A 19,762-nucleotide genomic window follows, 5' to 3' on the forward strand; every position below is an offset into this window, starting at 1 on the left:
TTCTACAAATCATGCAGCATGAAATGCAATATGAGATGAGGTGATTTTCCGATTGTGGTCGTTAAAACGATTTTTAACCCCTTATAAGTCAGCCGCTATCCTCGCCCCGCTGCTCATGGTTCTTGAGGTTACCATGGATCTGCTTCAGCCGAAACTAATGTCAAGCATTGTTGATGATGGGGTGCTTGCAGGAGACCTGTCCCACATTATACGGACAGGATTATTTATGCTTTTATTTGCGCTGATCGGCTGGGTTGGAGGAGCGGGTTGTACGTTATTTTCCAGTAAGGCTGCGGTCGGATATGGTACAGATCTACGTCAGGAGTTGTTTGATCATATTCAGACCTTCTCCTTCCGCAATCTGGATACGTTCCGTGAAGGCTCTCTAATCACTCGGCTCACGAGTGATATTACACAGATGCAGACCTTTGTGCAGATGCTTCTGCGCATGTTTATCCGCTCACCGATGCTGATCATCGGAAGTGTCATTATGGCTTTTACGATTAGTGTCAAGCTGGCGCTCATTCTGATCTTGACGATGCCGGTTCTGTTTATTCTGCTCTATGTGCTCATCCGAGCCTCGTATCCCCTGTTCGCAAGTGTTCAGGATAAACTGGATAAGGTTAATGCTGTTCTGCAGGAAAACCTTGCTGGCATTCGTGTCGTCAAGGCATTTGCCCGTGCGAACCTGGAGCGTTCACGCTTTAAGCAATCCAATCAAGATTATACCGAAACTGCGGTGAAGGCATGGCGCATTGTAACATTGAATGCTCCTGTTCTGAGCCTCATGCTGAATGCAACAATCGTAGCGGTATTATGGTTTGGCGGTTATCAGGTGGTCGGAGGTAGCATCGCTGCCGGGGATCTGATTGCTTTTATTAACTATGTAACGGTTGTACTCTCATCACTTACCTCTATCGGAATGATGATGATGAGCTTCTCTCGTGCTAAGGTATCTGCTGCTCGGATCAACGAGGTTCTCCACACGCAGCCGGATATTCAATCTGGAAGTGCCATTGTTCGTGAAGGCACAACATTAAGAGATATAAATCGCAGTAGTTCTGGACAGGTGGAATTCAGAGACGTTTCTTTCGGGTATGACGGAGAGCCTGCGTTGACTGGAATCACCTTTACAGCTAAACCAGGGGAAAAAGTAGCTTTACTCGGCTCTACCGGCTCAGGCAAAACCTCACTGGTACAGTTAATTCCCCGATTGTATGATGCCTCACAAGGCGAAGTCCTCGTCAATGGAATGAACGTAAAGCAATGGGATCTGCATGATCTTCGCAGCCGCGTCTCCATTGTCTTACAGGAATCCATCCTGTTTAGTGGCAGCATTCGTGACAATATCGGTTATGGCAAACCCAATGCAACTGAGGAAGAGATTCGTCAAGCTGCGCAAGCAGCGGCTGCACATGAATTCATTATGAACCTGAAGGACGGTTATGACACCGAGCTAGGACAACGGGGCGTCAACCTCTCAGGCGGTCAGAAACAGCGGATTTCTATTGCACGTGCGCTTCTTATGCAACCGGAGGTTCTCATCTTAGATGACAGTACAAGCGCTGTAGATCTGCGAACCGAAGCGAGCATACAGAAGTCATTGCATACGTTGATGAAAGACAGCACCACGATATTGATTGCCCAGCGAATCTCTTCCGTACAGGATGCTGATTGTATCTATGTGCTTGAAGAAGGACGCATTGTAGCTAGCGGCACACATGATCAACTCATGGCACATTCGCCGCTCTACCAGTCGATCTATGATTCACAACAGCGGAAGGAGGATGTTCACTATGGCTAAACCTATATCTTCCTCCAGTCCATCAACTGCCTTGCCTCCAATCAGTGGCAGAATGGGGCCACCAGGCAGAGGGCCAGTACCTAAGGTTCGCGCGAACAATGCAAAACACGCTATTCTCCGAGTTTGGTCCTATATGGGGCAACATCGAGCAGGCGTCATTGCCGCACTGATCTTGACTGCCATTGGTACGTTGTTAAATCTTGCTGGCCCTTATCTGCTCGGCCGAGCAGTGAACGAACATATTGTCCCCAGAATAACGGAGGGGCTTCTAAAGGAATGCCTTTTGTTACTGGCCGTGTATGTTCTAGGCTCTCTCATGATGTGGGCTCAATCCTTCGTCATGATCGGTGTGTCTCAGCTTACGGTGAAGGATCTACGCCAAGATCTCTTCTCCCGGTTGCAGCAGCTTCCGATCAGCTTTTTCGATAAAAATCAGAGCGGCGATCTGATGAGTCGTGCTACCAATGACATTGATAATGTATCCACCACACTGAACCAGAGTGTGACCCAATTGATGTCGAGTGCCATTCTGCTCGTTGGCTCCTTATCCATCATGCTCGCTTTGGATGTGCGGCTCACCCTTCTCAGCTTAATTACTGTACCGTTAATTACGATTGCCACGCGGCTGATCGCTTCCAAAACGCGTAAGCATTTCACAGCACAGCAGAAGTTGCTTGGTGAACTGAATGGTTATGCGCAAGAGACGATTGCCGGGCAAAAGGTCGTCACTGCCTATAATCGTCAGAATGAGGCTCATAAGCATTTTGTCGGACTCAACGAGAAGCTACGTGTATCCAGTACGCAGGCTCAGAGCGTTTCCGGATTAGTTGGCCCTACCATGAACGTGATGAACAATATCGGCTTCGCTATTCTGGCTGCTGTTGGAGGCTGGATGGCGTATCATAATCTGACGTCCATCGGTCTGATTGTAAGTTTCCTTGCTTATTCCCGTCAGATTGAACGCCCGATTAATGATCTCGCGAACCAGTACAATTTGATTCAAGCCGCGATTGCTGGTGCCGAGCGTGTGTTTCATATTATTGATACACCAAGCGAGTACGTGGAGGAACAGAAAAAGCAACTGGATCAGATTCGGGGCAAGGTTGTATTCGAACATGTATCCTTCGGATATACACCCGAAAGACCTATTCTCAAAGATGTAAGCTTTACCGCTCAGCCAGGCGAGATGATTGCACTGGTTGGCCCAACGGGTGCAGGTAAAACAACGATTATTAATCTACTGCCCCGCTTCTACGACATTACGGGTGGGCGAATTACGATCGATGATTGTGATATTGCCGAATTGGAGAAAGATCCTCTGCGGCGTGAGCTTGGCATTGTGCTGCAAGATGCTTACCTATTCTCAGGCACCATCCGGGACAATATCGCTTATGGTAAACCGGATGCAACAATAGAGCAGATTCGGCAGGCGGCCGAGCTTGCCAATGCACACTCATTCATTCGTAAGTTGCCGCAAGGGTACGATACCTCAATCATTGCTGGTGGCAGCAACTTAAGCCAAGGTCAACGTCAATTGTTAACCATCGCTAGAGCGATCTTGGCAGATCCAGCTATTCTCATTCTTGATGAAGCAACGAGTAGTATAGACACACGGACGGAAATGCATATTCAACAAGCGATGCGGACGCTGATGAAAGGTCGAACGAGTTTCGTCATCGCCCACAGGCTCAGTACGATTCGTGAAGCAGACCAGATTCTTGTCATTGACGCAGGCGAAATCACGGAGCGAGGTAACCATGAGACGCTGATGAAGAAACAAGGCTTCTACTACCAGTTACATCAGGGACATCTCAGTTAGTCGTGATGCCCTCTTATTCACCTCTTCTTCACTACACTAGCAAACACGCCGTGCACCCTTCCTCGAAGGATGCACGGCGTGTTTTTAGCTTCAAGCAACGAGCGGAAAGTATAACGTAAACGTCGAACCGCTTCCCTCTATGCTTTTAACGATAATTTTCCCTTGATGATCCTGAACAATTTTCTGACATAAAGCTAAACCCAGTCCCGTTCCTTCTTCCTTCGTTGTATAAAATGGGTTGAATATTTTGGAGATTGTCTGTGCTGGAATACCGCTCCCTGTATCCGTAATCGAGATGAGCGCTCTATCTCCATCATGTAGAAGATCGATATGTACCTCTCCCGGATCAGTCATAGCTTCAAAAGCATTACGTATCAGGTTAATCAATACCTGTACGATTTTGTCCCGATCCATGTTCACAACCACAGGTTGCTCCGTCATCTCAAGCGTGATTCGATGTCCACGCGATACAGCATCTGATTCAGTTAGTGACATCACCCGCTCCAAACAATGAGCTAGCTGTTCTGGTTTCATATGATTCGCCTGAGGTTTAGAAAATTGCAGAAATTCAGCGGTGAGATCCGTCACCCGGGTCACCTCTCCCATGATTACCTCATACCATGGAGCAATATTGAAGGCTTGTCCTTTAGATAGCTGCAAGAAACCACGAATAGCTGTCAGTGGGTTACGAATTTCATGTGCCATACCCGCAGCCAGTTCACCGACAGACCTCAGCCTTTCAGAACGAAACGTCTCTTCTTCGTTTTTGAGCCACTTACTACGTTGTTGCCGGAGCAGACGATCTTCAGCGATCGTCATTAATTGCTGATGTGACGCAGCTTCTGCGGGATATGTTGATGTGCTGTATACGACTTGTAATCCTTGTAACTTCTCGGATAATAACGACAGCATACGTTCATCTACATCCTTTATTTCCGGATGTATGATCGCAAATCGATCACCTGCATAACGTGATATGCCGTGAGCATCTGCAAAGCGTTCCCGTATGCGATTTCCTGTATCTTTGATCACTGTACACCAATTCGCTTCGACTTCTTGGCTAAAGCCATTGAAATTTTGAATGCTCAGCAGTATCAACGTAAAGGAACGACGTTCCTCCACGACTTGTTTAATTACTCCCAAATAGCCTTCGTAATTCAGTAGCCCCGTTAACGGATCATGAAGGGTCAAGAATTGATTTTTCTCCCGAAGTCGACGCTTCTCAGCTTCACTGTTAATTAGCGTATGGTACAAAAAGATGATGACAACCGCTGTAATCATATCAAACAAAGATACCAACAATGTATAAGCATCAATCGGCACATACGAGAGCCGAATAGCGGTATATTGTAACATGAGAATAATTGAAATAGGCAGTGTCTGTGTTACACGCTGTTTATTCTGAATCAGGGACATAATGAGCATATAATACAGCATATTGCACCAATTCAGCTCTGTTAAATAATGAAATACCCCGAGGAAGATCCAATGTACCTTCCGCAGAACAGGATAACGCCCCTCGGCTAGGATACTCGCTACAAACAACACACCTGCACCTATGGCTAGCATTAAATAAGAGGTACGTTCCAGCATGTGAGAAGAGACGATTACCAATAGACTTCCCAATGGAAAAATGATTATTTTCATCGTGTAACTTAGCAAACAGCCTCGCCCCCTTTGGCCTATTACACCTATCCTTATCCATATCGATTGAACTAGACATTTACATGAGAACGGGTGTTAAACAACCCGATTTGCATATATTATATCGATTGTGACGAGCTGATGTTGTCGATTAATGGAGGGTCTTCTAAATTCAACATGATTCTGTTTCATTTTCCCAACTTGATATGGGGTAATATGATACAATACATTAATGGGTTAATTTGGATGATAAATTGTATTGGAGGTGCTTCATGGAACAACAACACAAACCAATAGGTATAGGTACGCTGGCTCTGCTTGTGCTAACTATGGGGTTCGCCTTTAACTTCCCATGGGGGAAGGAACAGTTCCAAGTTAGCTATTATCTATTCCAATCTTTGAACTGGCCGATCTATAGCAATGGTAATCAGGGAGTTCATCTTACATTTGTTGCAGCGATCGTCTTCTGGGTTGCGACTGTCGTTATCGCACGAAAGTTTCATATGAACTATGGTGCAAAATTAGCCTACAGGATCGGTTCATTTATGCTCATATTCAGCGTGTTGATCTTCCCCCTATACGGAGTAATATGGTTCATATTCGGTAGATGAGCTAATGAAGAAGCCAGCCCCTATTATTCCTAGGAGCTGGCTTCTAAGGTGATTATGATTTATTTTTTAGCCATATACTTACGAATATCAAATGCAACGGCTGCCACGATGATCAGACCTTTGATAATTAACTGCCAGTACGGACTCACCCCAATAAAGGTCAGGCCATAGTTAATGACCCCGAAGATCAATACACCCGCCATGACCCCAGGTACCGTACCGATTCCTCCGGCTGTAGATACCCCCCCAACAACACATGCAGCAATCGCATCAAGCTCATACATATTACCGTAATTGTTCGTTGCTCCGCCTGTACGTGCTGCTTCCAGCACACCGCCTAGACCATACAGTGCACCCGCAATAGCATATAATACGACTAGGTTACGTGCGACATGAATACCAGATACATGCGCTGCCTGAATGTTGCCGCCAATCGCATACATATTTTTCCCAAGACGTGTCTTGTTGAAGACGACCCAGCAGATGAGTGCTACAAAAATAGCAATTAATACGATGTAAGGAATCGAGTATCCACCGCCAAGATCAATGTATCCCGAACCGATGACGGTAAAATCGTCTCTCAGACCACCGATCGGTTGAGATTGGTTAGGCTCGGTGTCGAAATAGATCGAGTTCAATCCATATACGGCAACCATCGTACCTAGGGTCGCAATAAATGGAGGAACATGCAATTTGGCAACAATGATTCCATTGACCAAACCGACAGCTAAACCAGCTACTATGCCTACAAAAATCGGTATCCATACCCACAGTTGCACAAGATCGGGAAAGAAGCGATTGGCATATTCGTCTATCTGCAACATCGAGGCCGAGACAACAGCCGTTAGACCTACGACGCGACCAGCAGACAGATCGACACCGCCCGTGATTAGTATAAAAGCAGCTCCAAGTGCGATGATCGCTCGGGTGGAGGATTGCTGTAATATATCCCGCAAAGTAGAGAATGCAAGGAAATTCGGATCAGCTATTGCGATGCCAATGACCAGTAGAATGAGTACGATGAAGATCGCGCGCTGCGCTACATATTGCTTCACCTGATTGACGACCTGCGTGTTCATGTGTTCCCCTCCTGACTAGGCCATCCGCTGCTGCGCGGCCAGTCGCATAATATCCTGCTCCGTTGCTTCGGCTCCGTCTACGATCCCCGTTAGCCGTCCCTCACTCATGACCATGATGCGATCCGACATCCCCAGTAATTCAGGCATTTCTGAGCTGATCATAATGATGCTTTTGCCCTGACGAGCCAGCTCCGTAATAATCGTGTATATCTCGAATTTGGCACCTACGTCGATGCCACGAGTAGGTTCATCTAAGAGCAAAATCTCAGGATCGGTCAGAAGCCAGCGGGCAAGCAGTACCTTTTGTTGATTACCACCCGAAAGGTTTCGAATCAGCGTGTTAACTGAAGGCGTTTTGGTTCTGAACTTCTCTGTCTGCTCACGAGCTACCTCTCGTCCTTTGGCCTCATCGAGCAATCCAATCCGGTTACGGTACCGGCTAAGGCTAGCAATAATCGTATTTTCATACACGGATAACACAGGGAATATTCCAGTCACCCTTCGTTCCTCGGTCAGCAGTGCAATATTGTGACGTTTAGCTGCTGCAGGTGAGTTGATTTTCACTTTACGTCCATGAATGGAGATTGTACCTGAGCGAAGTGTACGGAGTCCAAATAAGGACTCAATCAGCTCCGTTCGTTGTGCGCCCACAAGTCCACCAACACCGAGCACTTCCCCCTTTCTCAGCTCAAACGATACATCTTGGAAAGAGTTCGGCTGGCTGGACGTTAGTGCTTCTGCCTTCAGAATAACGTCTCCAGGTACATTCGTTCGTTCAGGGAATCGTTCACTCAGATCTCGCCCCACCATACGGGTGATGATCAGGTCTGTCGTAAGATCCTCTGCATTCCATGTTCCAACGACGAACCCATCACGCATAATGGTGACTTCATCGGATATGGTCAGAATCTCCTCCATTTTGTGGGAAATGTAGATAATCGACACACCGCGGCTGCGCAGTTCATTGATGATTGCGAAGAGCTGCTCTACTTCCTTGCCCGTCAAGGAGGATGTCGGTTCATCCATGACAATTACTTTTGAATGAAAAGAAACCGCCTTGGCAATTTCCATGGATTGAATTTTCGATACGGATAGCGTTCCTGCATTGACCTTCGGATCAATGTCTAGATTCAGATCCTCGAATAATGTCAATGTATCGCTATACATCCGTTTCTCGTTAACGAATAATCCACTCATAGGAAATCGTCCTAGCCAGATATTCTCCATGACCGGCCGATGGGGTACTGGATTCAATTCCTGATGAATCATCGAGATACCATGCTGCAGTGCAGCCTTGGAGCTTGGAATCTCCACTTCCTTCCCCTCTATTCGGATACGCCCTTCATCTGGACGGTACATGCCAAATAAACATTTCATTAAAGTGGACTTACCAGCCCCATTTTCCCCCATAAGAGCATGAACTGTTCCCGGCTTCACATTCAAAGTAACCTGACTTAGTGCCTGCACACCCGGGAATGCCTTGGATATTCCCTCCATCTCCAATAGGTAAGGTGATTCCATCCTTCATCTCCCCTTCCTTATGCCGTCAAAAAGGGACGCCCTCACCACTCGACGGACGTCCCTTTGTCTGCTGTTGTTTATTGGGCGTCGGCAATGTTGTCTTTCGTAATTTTTTTGTAAGCAATCCAGACGTACTTCCCATCCGTGATATCATAGCCGGTGTTTTCTTTCGTAGGTGTTTCTCCCTTCGCCAAAACCGAGGCCAGCGCAACCGTCGCAGCACCCTGATTTTTGGCATCATTCAGCACTGTACCCAGCATCGTGCCATCTTGAAGAGCCTGAATCGCTGGTGCTGTAGCATCCACACCGACCACCGGCATCGTTTTGCCGTCCTTGAAATATCCAGCCGCCTTCAGCGCTTCAATTGCCCCAAGCGCCATATCATCGTTATTGGCTAATACTGCTTCGATTTTGTCTCCATGGGAGGCAAGGAATGCCTGCATTTTCTCCTGTCCTTTGACCCGATCCCACATCGCCGTATCCTCTGCTAAGGCTTCTACTTCAATTCCAGCATCTTGAATCGCCTGCACGGAATATTTGGTTCGAAGCTCCGCATCTTGGTGACCAGGCTCTCCTTTCAGCATGACGTATTGCAGTTTGCCATCTCCGTTTTTGTCTGCCTCCGGGTGAGCCTTCCAGTAGTCCACAATGAGTTGACCCGAGATTGTACCAGACTCCTCAGCCTTTGCGCCTACGTAGTACACTTTATCCCACTTGTTCATATCCTCCGCAACGGGTTCCCGGTTCAGGAACACCACTGGAATGCTGGCAGCTTTGGCTTTGTCGATAATAACGCCCGCAGCAGTTCGATCCACCGGGTTAACCGCCATGGCATTATACTTTTTGGATACAAACAGGTCGACTTTCTCGTTCTGGGTTGGCTGTGCATTCTGACTATCGACAATATCCAGTGTCGCCTTCCCCTCAGCAGCAGATGTCATTGAATTCCGCACTCCGGTCATGAAGGTATCATCGAATTTGTAGATCGCCACCCCGATCTTAGGGGTATCCGTAGTGGATGCCGCTTGACCACCCGTGTCCGTTCCTGTACTTCCACCCGCACTGTCTCCACCACTGCTACAGCCCGCCGCAGCAACCATACATGCCGTTAACAGCAATGTCATCCAAGTCTTTTTCATATCCTAATGACCTCCCCCAAGTTCATTCGGCTTCACCGATGTCTTTATTATGAAAGGGTTTACAACAAATTCGAATACAATATCTTCATCTGTTTTATCGAAATCTTCCTCAGTTCCAAAAACTATTGATTTACACAGTCCACTCCGATGACAGAATAACCTTCCAATCGCTGTTATCCCCAGATTTTCTGAAATCCCTTTTTCAAAGGGAACAATCCGGTGATAAAGGCGACCGCTCCGCTTCTCCTGGTTATTTCTGACCTCTCCGTTCTCGTGTAAATTTTAAGTTGTATTTATAGAAAGAAAACTCTCTTGTGTCATTACAAATAACCACCTCATTGTACAAAAGGAAACAGCAGCTTCTGATTATCCATCCAGAACATATTATCTGTGCTCACCAGCTTGGTTTCCAATGTTACCCTGGGCTCTACATGGCTACTGTTCAGGCGTGCGACTGCCTGATTCACACCTAGATATCCTGCGCTGAATCCATTCTGCACGATCAATTGCTGGATAACACCTTCCTGCAGTTGTTCCAGTTGTTGCTGCTCACTGCCGAATCCGACAAGCTTGATGCTCCCACTGCGCTTACGACGATTCAGTTCGTCCGCTGCCCCAAGAGAGGCCGATTCCTGAAGCGTAATTATGCCGTCCACCCGGCTCTGATCCATTAACTGCTTCGTCGCTTGCCAGCAGACCTCCCGATTACTGCACACCGAATAAGGGACCATTTTCAGGTCAGGATATTCGGCCAGCGCTTCCTCCACACCCTGCTCGCGGTGAACCAAACCTGGATTCATAAGGTCAGGCCCCAGTAAAGCAACCCTCCCCTTGGTTCCAAGCAGATCTGCCATAGCATGCCCCGCCTTTCGCCCAGCCTCCAGGTTATCCATGGAGATGACACTGGTGATGCCTTTCACAGGAAACTCATCATTCAGCACAATGACAGGTGCAATGTTCCCTGTTGGGCTTTTCGTTTGAGCTAGGTGTAGGATGTTACTCAGCGTCTCCTCACTAAGTGGATCAACCAATAGAGCAGTCGCTCCCTGTTGCAGTGCCTGAGCAGCCGCATCCACCTGAGCCTGTTCACGTTCACGCTGTGGAAGATTAATCCATTGTGAATCTATTTCATTTTTTCTTAAAAGGAGTCCAGCTCCAGATCCATCTCGTGTGCGAGAAACAGATCCGGTACCGAAAGCTTCCACTGTAACCAAATCAGCTCCTTGTTCTTTGGCGGCGGCTTCTGCACCTAGCTGAATAGCTTCAGCCAGTTCACCCGTTCCTGCTGGCGTTATTAATGCGATACGATGCGAAGTGCCAGTCGAAGGCTCTCCTGCAATGTTACAAGCCATACATAAAAGTAGGAAACAGCATGTGATTGCGAGCCCTACACTGCGGAATATTGGGATAGAGACAGCCCGTTTGGACTTGATTGAGTTATTCATTCTAATGCTCCCCCTCCCTTAGTTCACGCTTGTACTGAACCGGAATGCGTATCCATACCGTCGTACCTTCTTCCAGTTCACTCGCAAACTCCAGACCGTAAGCATCCCCATAATAGAGCTGAATTCGGTCATGTACATTGCGAACAGCCACACCTGAACCTGCTCCGCTTTTTATAATTGCATTGCCGTTTAACAAACCTGCTACCTGCTCTTCCGTCATACCTACTCCGTTGTCCGTAATGCGCAACACCAGATTGGCTTCCTCTTCATACACCCGGATCTCAATCTGCCCCTCATCCATGTCATACTCAATGCCGTGCACGATTGCATTCTCAATTAAAGGCTGTAATACCAGCTTCAGCGTCAGGCAGTCCAATGTTTCCTCATCCGCTTCCATGTTGAATCTGAATTTGTGCTTGAAGCGCATCTGCTGGATCGTCAAATAATGATGTGCATGCTCCAGTTCTTCACGAACCGTGATAATCGTTTTGCCCTGACTGAGACTAATGCGAAACAAACGCGAGAGTGAGGTGATCATCGTCACGACTTCTTCATTACGGCTCATGCCCACCATACGTACAACTGAATTCAATGTGTTGTATAGGAAATGAGGGTTAATCTGCGCTTGCAATGCCTCCAGCTCATACCGTCGCTTCTGCTCCTGCTCATGAATAATTTCACTCATCAATGCCCGGATTTTGTTGACCATGAGATTGAATCGCCGTGATAAGCGCTCGACCTCAAGTGGTCCTTCGATGGGAAGCTCCACGCTGAAGTCACCCCGCTCGACCGCCTTCATTTTACGTTCCATTCGGCGAATGGGACGTGTCAGGCTGGAGGATAGGATTAGCGATACGATAATTGCCAGCACGAGTACAACAATAAGCACCCTTATCAGATAGCCGTTCACTTCTTGACGGGTGGTTAACATCTCATCCAGATAAGCGACACCAACGATTTTCCAACCAATATTGGCAACAGACTTCACCGTATTCAGCCGTTTCTGTCCTTCTGACTCATCCTCATAACTACCTGTAGCGACCAATGCCTGTTCAATATTTTCACGCTTGAGTCCCATGTACATGAGTTGTTGCTGCGGATGATACACGATATTGCCAGCACTCTCGTCAATGATGTAGACATATCCACGTTGACCGAGACTTACCCGGCGGCTTAGCTCATCCATCTGTTTAAAATTAATGTCCACGAGCAAAATCACTTGCCGATCTTGACCATCCTGCCTTACGGTAATGCCTTTGCTCATAGAAACAACCCATTTGTAGGGACCGTCATACATATTCTGAATATGAGGCAATGAGAAACTAAGGTGATCTGGCACCCGCAATGCGGATTGAAACCACCCCTGCTGTGTGACATGCGCACTTGGCTTTAGCCGGGCAGAAGGCCTATTTTTGAGTAAATGTCCTTGCGCATCAAGCAATGTAATTGAGATAATATCTTCCCTACTGCTCAGCAGTGTATCAAGCTGCTTATCCACTTGGTCACCTTCCCACGTTCCGTCCCGCAGCATATGCTCCTCAATCGCCCGATACAGATGGGACATACTACGCACATAATCCTCCAGACTGTAGCTGACCTGATCAACAATTTGCCTGGTTGTCAGCTCTGCACTCCGCTCTGCAGCTTGAGAGAATTTATCATGCAGGAGCATTGCCATAATCGTGAGCACAAGAACGATAAAGACAGAAAATGACCATGTGATGATAAACCGGATACTGCTGACTTTAGATGAACGAAGCCGATTCTTACACCAGCCCGCCAGCCCACTAATCCATCCGGTGAAGACGCTCATTGCGGCGATCCCTCCCGAATCTGAAGTACCGTCTGTTTGCGATATTCTTTGGGCGAGATCCCTGTATGCTTTTTAAAACAAAAGCTAAAATAATTAGGCTCAGCAAATCCAACCCTCTCCGCAATCTGGAACGCCTTCAATTCGGAGCTACGCAACAGTTCCTTTGCTACTTCCATACGGATCTGCATCACATATTGAAGAAATGTAAGCTGTACTTCCTTTTTGAAAATACTGCAAAAATAACCTGAGCTAATGTGCAGATGCCCACACACTTTTTGGATCGACAGTTCCGGATCAGCGTAATGCTCTTTTGTATAGGCTAAAGCCTGTTCGACGATATCTTTGTACACATGTTGCCGTCCACTCGCAATACGCTGCTGTACAAGCATACAGACTTCCTTGACTTTACCTTGTGCCTCAGTTAAACCCGGCAGTCGGAACATATCCGCATACAGCTGAAAGCCTGCTCCGAAGATGTCCTCCATCGCCTCCCCTGATGCCTGTGCCGCCTTCCAGACTGCAGTCAGCACCTCGATGAGGTACAATTGGATATCACTTCGCCCATGCTCGACCGTAATTTCCCGGAAAATGATCTCTAATGCCTCGATCAGCTCTGCTTCAGTTCCTGCCTTGAGGCAGCGTGTCAACGTCTGCTGTTTCAACTCATCAAAGCGCAGCTTACCAGCCGCCTGACGTTCCACATCGGCAATATATATTAATGAATCCGTTCCGGGTACAAGCCGATAATCTAGCGCAAGTAGTGCATCCTCATAGGCATGCTTCACGTCGGTAACGGTGCTCACCAATGCACCCGAGCCAACCGTGGCCGGAATGCGCAGATAGTGGTTAATGCTGCGCAGTACATTTTGAAGTGCCATCTGTTGTCGCTTCTCTCCGTCCACTCCACCCCAACGATCCACATAGAGCAATACGACCGTGTCCTGATGTCTAAACGCATGACCCGCTTCATGCTCTGTCCATATTTCTTCCGCAATATTTAGCGCAGCGAACTGCTTCAATTCCGCTTCACTCGATTCACCCCAAGACTTTGCCGCCCCCCTCCGATCTCCGTCCATATGGAGTGTGAGTACAGACACACCGTATCGCTTCCCATCGAAGTTCAGACCAGACTGTTTCGCTTTCCCATGAATATAGGCAGGTGACTTTTGACGATGAAGCAAAGTTGCCAACAGGTCTGCTTGCAGTAGCGGTAAGCTTGTATAATAATGCTCTCGTAGATGCTGCACATCCTCACGTTCAGCCACCTCATCAGCCATTTGTGCACGCAACCGAGTTAACAGCTCCATAAGATGTCCTGCCGAGAAAGGTTTTAGCAAATATTCATCTACACTGATGGAGACCGCTTGTCTGGCATAATCAAATTCATCATATCCGGTCAAAATAACGACTTTCACCAACGGATTACGCTCCCGTAACCTTCGTGCAAGCTCAAGTCCGTCCATGAATGGCATGCTGATATCCGTAATCACAATATCCGGTTCAACCCGTTCAGCCATTTCCAGTGCTTCTCGTCCATTCTCTGCCAAACCGACGATGCGCAGGTCGAGCGCTTCCCAATCCACTTCGACCACTAACCCTTCGCGTACATCCTCTTCATCATCCACCAGTAATACCCGGTACACTGCGGATTCCTCCTTTTATTAAGCCGGTCATATGCCCAAGCAATAATGTATATGTCGTAATACATCAAGGTTGCCATCATAATATACAATAATAATCTGCGTATGTAATCGCTTTCTTTTATTTGAAGAAGGAGACAGAATGAAATTGGAGATTCTTTCGTTTGATTAGCGAACAACTGAATAGAAAAACCACCAAATATTTGATTTTATTATCAAACATGGTATACTGGTACTAATCGATTATTTCGAACACTTATGACGAAGATCGGTTAAAATTATATTTTGTGGAGGAATTACATGCAAACAGGTACAGTTAAATGGTTCAATGCGGAAAAAGGATTTGGTTTTATTGAAACAGAAGATGGAACAGACGTATTCGTTCATTTCAGCGCAATTCAAGCTGACGGTTACAAATCATTGGATGAAGGACAACGCGTTCAATTCGAAGTAACTCAAGGTAATCGTGGACCACAAGCTGAGAACGTTACTAAACTTTAATTATAATCAAGCTGCCTTGTACAAGGCAGCTTTTGTTTATTCACCTGATCGTGAAGTTGCCTGAGCAAAACACGTATCATATATGGAACACCATACAACTTATAAGGTAATACCCACCTTAAGAAACGAGGTTTTTATCCTAACTAACCAGCCTAAATCGAAAGATGATTCAATCGTATTTTCAACTGTAGATGATATTCTCCATTTCTACGCTGACAAGCAACCTACAGAGCATCCAACGAAAGAACATTTGCCCGCCCTACCTACTTCTTCCACATCTGCACACCCAACACAACTACCTAATCGCTAAAACGGGCTTGATGAGAAAAAGACCCTGACTCGCTTGAAGCGATCAGGGTCTTTTTAAGCTACTATCTAATGTCTACTATCTATTTCAATGTGACCTGCACTAGATCTTGAATGGACTCAAGGATGTCTGAAGCTCTGTTGATATATCCGATAGCACGGCTGCGGATGATTTAATCTGCTCCACGGACTGAAGCTGTTCCTGAACAGAACCAGCTGCCTGTTGTGAGTTGGCACTTGCTGTATGCGCATGACGCGCAATCTCATGAACGGATGCCACAACCTGCTCTACGCCTGCGGACATCTCTTCACTTGTAGCAGCCATCTCTTCAATCTCTGAGGCGATCTGTTCATTCGTATCTCGAATCTGACTGAAATTCAGTTCAGTCTCCCGCGTCAAGCGAATCCCTTCCTGCACTTCATCCTTGACCTTGGATAGAGCTGTGATGGAGAGCAGCATATCCTGTTCCATACCTTGTACCAATTCATCAATCTTTTCCGAAGAATCTCCAGCCTGTTCTGCAAGCTTACGCACTTCGGAGGACACGACAGCAAAACCTCTGCCATGCTCCCCAGCTCTAGCTGCTTCAATGGAAGCATTAAGCGCGAGTAAGTTCGTTTGCCTAGCGACCTCATGAATCGTAGAAGCCATCTGACTAATCTGAGCTGACTTCGCCTCCAACATACGCATGATCTCATCCGTTGCCTGAACTGACGTGTGAATAGCTGACATCTGCTCCACCGTCATCTGAACAGTCTCGCCACCATTCTCAGCCTGCTCACGTGAATATATTGCCGACTCTGAGACACTTGAAGCTTTATCCGCCATCCGCTGAACACCTACAGCTACTTCTTCCATCGCTTGCAGATTTTCTTCCGTACTGATCATCTGGCTCTCTGCACCACGTGCCACCTGTTCCACGGAAGACGATATCTGTTCAGATTCCGTCGTTGTTCGCTCAGCAATAGTCAATAATTGGCCTGTCGAGTGCTCAGCTTTCTCTGCTGCCTGTAGTCCGCCCTGAATGATCAGCTTCAAGCTGCTTCGCATCTCGTTATAGCCGGTGCTGAGTTGACCAATCTCATCCTGCACATGATCCTCAATCGACTGTGTGAAATCGCCTGTTCCAGCCAGCTTGATCGCTGTGGATACTCGCCCAATTCGCATTCTGACTCTTCTGACGTACCATATGATGACAGTGATAGCGATCAGCATCGCAACAATACAGACAATGGCGAAGGTCTTCAGGAATGATGAAATAATGACATCAATTAAGGATTGTGAGGCACCCACATAAAGTATGCCAATAATCTCTCCCATTTGGTTATGGATCGGTTCATACGCTGTCTGATAGGTCTGTCCTACGACAACAGCTTCCCCATAATACCGTTCCCCTTGCTTTAGAACGGCTTGAGCGACCTGTTCCGATACCTTCGTGCCCACCGCACGCTCGCCATCCACCATCACGTTGGTGGCAACCCGCTCATCTCCTCTAAAGATGGTAACCGTATCTCCCGAAGCCTCACCAAGCTCATCTACGAGTTCAAAGTTGCCTTCCATCGTTACTTCGCCCTTGAAAAGTTGTCCATCCTTAATTGCCCATTCACCCGGATACTTGTATGTAATGATATGATTCGCCATCTGCAAATCCCTTTTTGCCTTTTCCGTAGCAAATGTCGTAATTCCCTGCCTCATTTCCATGATTACACTAACTGCCACGGCAGAGGAAAAAAGAATAAAAATGCCGATCACAATCAAACTAATTTTAGTACCAATACTCATGCTTCGCATGTATGTACGCCACCCATTTCCCTAAGTAATTGTTAATGCATTACGATGTGAAAAGCTTGAATTCGACTTATCACATATAGAGTTATCGGCAGAAATAATAACAATGTGTATAATGTTTCAGTGATATATATCACAAAAATTGCTCAATAAAATCAAATCATTTACTCATTCTCCGTAAATGTGTAAAAAGAACCTCTTACAAGGGAAATACACCCTTTAAAAAGTAGGTCATAAGTCCTTTTTCAATCCCCCAAAGAACATATTTTCCCACCCATTGCACACCAAAAGGATCCGATGAAATCATCGAATCCTCTAAGCTTGTATGTTTGAAATTGTTAGATTAACGTATAGTTACTCGTAAACATCCTGGATAATCATTGACTCGTAATCTTAACTGTTGCCTCTGATTGATCCCAATCCACCTTCAACCCCAAAGCTTCAGAGATAAAGCGCACGGGTACAAGGGTACGACTGTTCCTGATGATGGCCGAGCTGTCAATTTCCACTGATGTACCATTGACCGTTGCTGTGCTGCTGCCAATCTTCAAGACAAATGTCTGATTATTCAATACTGCGGTTACTGTCTTCGCTGTTGGGTTCCAGGTCACCTCTGCTCCTAATGCCTCAAAAATCGCATTCACAGGTACCATCACTCGTCCGCTAACTTCGAGCGGCTCCTGATCAGGGAAAGCCACAGATTGTCCGTCCAACGTAACGGAGATCGACGCTGAATCTGTTGTTTCAGTTGACGTTGTATTACCCTGTTGTTCATCTGTCTCCGGCAAAGGTGTCACTTCGCGTCCAAGCTGTTCTTGTAAGTTCGCTAGACGGTTTAGTGCAAACGTAGTTAACGATCCAGAAGCCATGGAACCCATGCCCTGACCTCCAGCAAAGTTACCAGCAGGTCTTGTCGAGTTGTCACCTGTATTCGCTGCTGGGTCTGTTGTGTCATCGTCAGCTACTGTGCCGCTAGGTCGTGTAGGCGGTGTGGTGCCATCTGGCGGTGTCATCCCCTCCATTCCTTCCGGCGGCGTCATGCCTTCCATCCCTTCAGGTGGAGTCATACCTTCAAAACCTTCTGGCGGTGTCATTCCACCACCCATACCACTTCCCGTATCACCAGTGGCTGAATACACAATATTGGATTCAAATTGTTCTGTCGTATAGAACTTTGTTGGATCTGCATTTACATAAGGGCGAATCTTAGCTGAAAGCTCTGTAATCCGATCTTGAATGCCTTCCAAATAGTCTGTCAATTCGTTGACGTAGGTCAGATATTTTTCCTTGTACTCCGGAACGGCAAGCAAGTTATTGATCATTGGTACACTTTCCATGCTAATGCCAAGCACAGGTTCATCTACGGATACGTTGGTCGCGTTCGTATTTGTCGTGGTTGAGTCAGTCGTCGCTCCCCCGCGACCTCCACCACCAGCTGAATATCCATTAAAGGACATATTGAAGTCCCAAGGCACAACCGTAAATTTGCCAGTAGCATCACTATATAGCATATAGTTATGTCCCTTGTCTCCGTTATAACTGTCATAGTTACCTAGGACGGTATTTCCTGCAATATATTGAAGTGCAGAATCAATGTCCAGCACACTCTCGATATCGCCTTTTTCACCTTCTGGCATTTCGTTCAATGTTTGAATGAAATTTTTAAGCTTTGTTTTGTCTTTATCGGAGCCTAAGTCCTTGGAGAGTGTACTGTATTCGCCATTTTCCTCATATTGAAGGTAGCTCTTCTCCTCAGTATCGTAGAGGACACCATCTTCGTAATCTTCCCCATAGTTACGCTCCAAATAGCTGTCATCTACAGCTTCAACACCTGTATAAAAACCAACCAGCTCACCGTTAACATAGAGGTTGACGTAGTTCGTCATCGGCACATCCATGCCAATGCTACGCAGTGCTTCATAATGGAGAATCTCACGCATATACGAAGGATCTGTATAGTTATTATTGAGTACCATTTTATCTAGACCGAGCAAGGTTTGTGTCTTGTCATACTTGTCGAATTTCAATCTGAAACTGTAACGGTCGGAATCCTCCATGGAAGCAACGGATCTTAACGTCATATTGCCTTTCGTCGAGAACCCTACGTTATCCAACTTGTTGCCATCCACTTCCACGCTAACTTGTTTGTAATCTTTATCAAGCGGGCTTTCGAGCATGCTCTGCCAGTCGGCATCTTCCATCGTAATCTTCACATCAATTACATTATCCGTTTGGAACAAGGATTCGTATGCTTGGGTAACGCCTGTACTTGAAGTTGTAGCTGTACTCTCTGCGGCATATGCCTGCTGACCTCCAACCCATGCAAAAGATGACGTAACCATTGTCACAGACAAGGCTGTCACTGCAACTTTCCGTAGTAAATGATTCAAATGATGATTCCTCCTTCTTGAGTCTCTGTTAAGCAACTGTGGCTTATGGAACCATCGTAGAGGACGAACCTTTAGTGAATCTTAAATGTTGAAACGGAAGCAAAATTGAATAGTATGTATACCGATGAATTTTTCATGGTCATACAAGAAAAAAGATGAAAAAAACGCAAAATATTACCTAAGAACCAGTTCTTAAGAACTAATTAAGCGCCAAAATCTAACATTAATATGGCTATATTACGATATATCACAGGTATAGAA

At 46.5% G+C, this 19,762-nt stretch carries 13 protein-coding genes; 4 read left to right on the forward strand and 9 right to left on the reverse strand.

Annotated features, from left to right (window positions below; all coding sequences use genetic code 11):
• The first annotated feature begins 52 nt into the window (after positions 1–52).
• Together ASD24_RS08700 and ASD24_RS08705 are read left to right on the forward strand one after the other, a co-directional pair.
• Positions 53–1,804 carry an ABC transporter ATP-binding protein gene (locus ASD24_RS08700; protein WP_056694503.1) on the forward strand — a complete coding sequence of 584 codons (1,752 nt, stop codon included), beginning with the start codon at positions 53–55 and terminating at the stop codon, positions 1,802–1,804.
• The gene (locus ASD24_RS08705) at positions 1,797–3,623 is read left to right on the forward strand and encodes an ABC transporter ATP-binding protein (RefSeq protein ID WP_056694506.1); all 1,827 of its coding nucleotides are present in this window, start codon (positions 1,797–1,799) and stop codon (positions 3,621–3,623) included. Before ASD24_RS08700 ends, ASD24_RS08705 begins: the two co-directional genes overlap by 8 nt.
• Positions 3,624–3,713: 90 nt before the next feature.
• Here the strand turns inward: ASD24_RS08705 and ASD24_RS08710 are convergent, their stop codons facing one another.
• Positions 3,714–5,285, reverse strand: a complete 1,572-nt coding sequence (locus ASD24_RS08710) for a sensor histidine kinase (RefSeq protein ID WP_235540468.1) — start codon at positions 5,283–5,285, stop codon at positions 3,714–3,716.
• Between the two features lie 254 nt (positions 5,286–5,539).
• Here ASD24_RS08710 and ASD24_RS08715 point away from each other — a divergent pair, with 254 nt between their 5' ends.
• The gene (locus ASD24_RS08715) at positions 5,540–5,878 is read left to right on the forward strand and encodes a hypothetical protein (protein WP_056694508.1); all 339 of its coding nucleotides are present in this window, start codon (positions 5,540–5,542) and stop codon (positions 5,876–5,878) included.
• Between the two features lie 59 nt (positions 5,879–5,937).
• On the opposite strand, the gene mglC is transcribed toward ASD24_RS08715, so the two are convergent.
• The 6 genes from mglC to ASD24_RS08745 all read right to left on the reverse strand — a co-directional run bounded on the left by mglC (position 5,938) and on the right by ASD24_RS08745 (position 14,518).
• On the reverse strand, positions 5,938–6,957 hold the full coding sequence (mglC, locus tag ASD24_RS08720; protein ID WP_056694510.1) for a galactose/methyl galactoside ABC transporter permease MglC: 1,020 nt from the start codon (positions 6,955–6,957) through the stop codon (positions 5,938–5,940).
• 15 nt (positions 6,958–6,972) lie between these two features.
• Positions 6,973–8,478, reverse strand: a complete 1,506-nt coding sequence (locus ASD24_RS08725) for a sugar ABC transporter ATP-binding protein (RefSeq protein ID WP_056694511.1) — start codon at positions 8,476–8,478, stop codon at positions 6,973–6,975.
• A gap of 77 nt (positions 8,479–8,555) precedes the next feature.
• A complete protein-coding gene (locus ASD24_RS08730; protein WP_056694513.1) occupies positions 8,556–9,617 on the reverse strand; it encodes a galactose ABC transporter substrate-binding protein in 1,062 nt (353 codons plus the stop codon).
• A gap of 335 nt (positions 9,618–9,952) precedes the next feature.
• A complete protein-coding gene (locus ASD24_RS08735) occupies positions 9,953–11,062 on the reverse strand; it encodes a substrate-binding domain-containing protein (protein WP_056694515.1) in 1,110 nt (369 codons plus the stop codon).
• Between the two features lies 1 nt (position 11,063).
• Complete coding sequence (locus ASD24_RS08740; protein ID WP_082560340.1) at positions 11,064–12,875, reverse strand: cache domain-containing sensor histidine kinase; 1,812 nt, start codon at positions 12,873–12,875, stop codon at positions 11,064–11,066.
• Positions 12,872–14,518 carry a response regulator transcription factor gene (locus ASD24_RS08745; RefSeq protein ID WP_056694520.1) on the reverse strand — a complete coding sequence of 549 codons (1,647 nt, stop codon included), beginning with the start codon at positions 14,516–14,518 and terminating at the stop codon, positions 12,872–12,874. The genes ASD24_RS08740 and ASD24_RS08745 overlap by 4 nt, the downstream gene beginning before the upstream one ends.
• 297 nt (positions 14,519–14,815) lie before the next feature.
• Between ASD24_RS08745 and ASD24_RS08750 the strand changes: the two genes are divergently transcribed.
• Positions 14,816–15,016 carry a cold-shock protein gene (locus tag ASD24_RS08750; protein ID WP_056694522.1) on the forward strand — a complete coding sequence of 67 codons (201 nt, stop codon included), beginning with the start codon at positions 14,816–14,818 and terminating at the stop codon, positions 15,014–15,016.
• Positions 15,017–15,425: 409 nt separating this feature from the next.
• On the opposite strand, the gene ASD24_RS08755 is transcribed toward ASD24_RS08750, so the two are convergent.
• Together ASD24_RS08755 and ASD24_RS08760 are read right to left on the reverse strand one after the other, a co-directional pair.
• Entirely contained in the window at positions 15,426–17,114 is a 1,689-nt protein-coding gene (locus ASD24_RS08755) for a methyl-accepting chemotaxis protein (protein ID WP_056694527.1), read from the reverse strand.
• A gap of 374 nt (positions 17,115–17,488) precedes the next feature.
• Positions 17,489–19,501 carry a CotH kinase family protein gene (locus ASD24_RS08760; RefSeq protein ID WP_056694529.1) on the reverse strand — a complete coding sequence of 671 codons (2,013 nt, stop codon included), beginning with the start codon at positions 19,499–19,501 and terminating at the stop codon, positions 17,489–17,491.
• Positions 19,502–19,762: the final 261 nt, after the last annotated feature.

This window comes from Paenibacillus sp. Root52 (assembly GCF_001426865.1).
Classification (GTDB): Bacteria; Bacillota; Bacilli; order Paenibacillales; family Paenibacillaceae; genus Paenibacillus.

Coding starts and splice junctions, on each gene's coding strand:
- ASD24_RS08715 (WP_056694508.1), top strand. CDS start 5,540: ATGGAACAACAACACAAACCAATAGGTATAGGTACGCTGGCTCTGCTT.
- ASD24_RS08730 (WP_056694513.1), bottom strand. CDS start 9,617: ATGAAAAAGACTTGGATGACATTGCTGTTAACGGCATGTATGGTTGCT.
- ASD24_RS08740 (WP_082560340.1), bottom strand. CDS start 12,875: ATGAGCGTCTTCACCGGATGGATTAGTGGGCTGGCGGGCTGGTGTAAG.
- ASD24_RS08750 (WP_056694522.1), top strand. CDS start 14,816: ATGCAAACAGGTACAGTTAAATGGTTCAATGCGGAAAAAGGATTTGGT.
- ASD24_RS08755 (WP_056694527.1), bottom strand. CDS start 17,114: ATGCGAAGCATGAGTATTGGTACTAAAATTAGTTTGATTGTGATCGGC.
- mglC (WP_056694510.1), bottom strand. CDS start 6,957: ATGAACACGCAGGTCGTCAATCAGGTGAAGCAATATGTAGCGCAGCGC.
- ASD24_RS08705 (WP_056694506.1), top strand. CDS start 1,797: ATGGCTAAACCTATATCTTCCTCCAGTCCATCAACTGCCTTGCCTCCA.
- ASD24_RS08725 (WP_056694511.1), bottom strand. CDS start 8,478: ATGGAATCACCTTACCTATTGGAGATGGAGGGAATATCCAAGGCATTC.
- ASD24_RS08735 (WP_056694515.1), bottom strand. CDS start 11,062: ATGAATAACTCAATCAAGTCCAAACGGGCTGTCTCTATCCCAATATTC.